A 1,080-nucleotide genomic window follows, 5' to 3' on the forward strand; every position below is an offset into this window, starting at 1 on the left:
TGTACCCGGCCATGAGGTTGGTGGCGTTTCCGGTCTTGTGAAAGGGGAGAACCTCCGGGCTTAGTGGAGATGTCTGACGTCTTCACGAACTCGGAGGTTCTCGTGTCCCACCGTAATGCCCGCTTGACCGTGCACGGCAGGCTGCTCATCGTCCATCGTGCCGGTGCCGGGTGGAAGCAGGCGCATATCGCCGCGGCAATGGGCGTGTCCCGACGCTGCGTGAAGCGGTGGCTGGACCGCTACCGCGCCGAGGGTGAAGCCGGTCTCTACGATCGCTCCTCGCGGCCTCACCACGTCGCCAACCGCACCCCCGATGCCAGGGCCGCGGCGGTGGTCGCGATCCGGAAGAAGGAACGAGTCGGCCGTGACGAGGTCGCGGCCCGCACCGGGGTGCCGGCGCGGACGGTGTCGCGCATCATCGCCCGGTCCGGGCTGCCTCGTCTGGTCGATCTGGACCCGATGACCGGGGAGCGGATCCGCGCGTCGAAGACCACAGCGGTCCGCTATGAACGCGAGCAGCCCGGCGAGCTGGTGCACATGGACGTGAAGAAGCTCGGTCGCATCCCCGACGGCGGCGGGTGGAAGGCGCACGGCAGAGCGATGGGCTCCACAGCCGCCCGGAAACAGACCGTCGTCGGCTACGACTACGTGCACTCCGTCGTCGACGACCACTCCCGGCTCGCATACTCCGAGGTCCTCCCCGACGAGAAGGGCCCGACCTGCGCCGCGTTCCTCGAACGCGCCATCGGCTACTTCGCCGCGCACGGCATCCCCCGCATCGAGCGGCTGATCACCGACAACGCCTGGGCCTACCGATGGTCGCTGCGCGGCGTCTGCGGCGCGCACGGCATCCGGCAGAAGTTCATCAAACCGCACTGCCCGTGGCAGAACGGCAAGGTGGAGAGGTTCAACCGGACCCTGCAAACCGAATGGGCCTACCGGCAACCGTTCACCTCGAACGACGACCGCACCGCAGCACTTGACCCCTGGCTCGAGCACTACAACACTGGACGACGCCACTCAGCCCTCGGAGGCAACCCCCCGATCAGCCGACTGCAACCAACGTCCTGACCCCGTACA

Annotated in this window: 1 protein-coding gene; it reads left to right on the forward strand. The window is 67.6% G+C overall.

The features are described from left to right. Nucleotides 1-102: 102 nt before the first annotated feature. On the forward strand, nucleotides 103-1,071 hold the full coding sequence (locus CXQ96_RS17805; RefSeq protein WP_101852925.1) for an IS481 family transposase: 969 nt from the start codon (nucleotides 103-105) through the stop codon (nucleotides 1,069-1,071). The last annotated feature ends 9 nt before the right edge of the window (nucleotides 1,072-1,080 follow it).

Origin of the sequence: Arthrobacter sp. B1805 (genome assembly GCF_002929745.1) — a bacterium.
GTDB lineage: Bacteria > Actinomycetota > Actinomycetes > Actinomycetales > Micrococcaceae > Arthrobacter_D.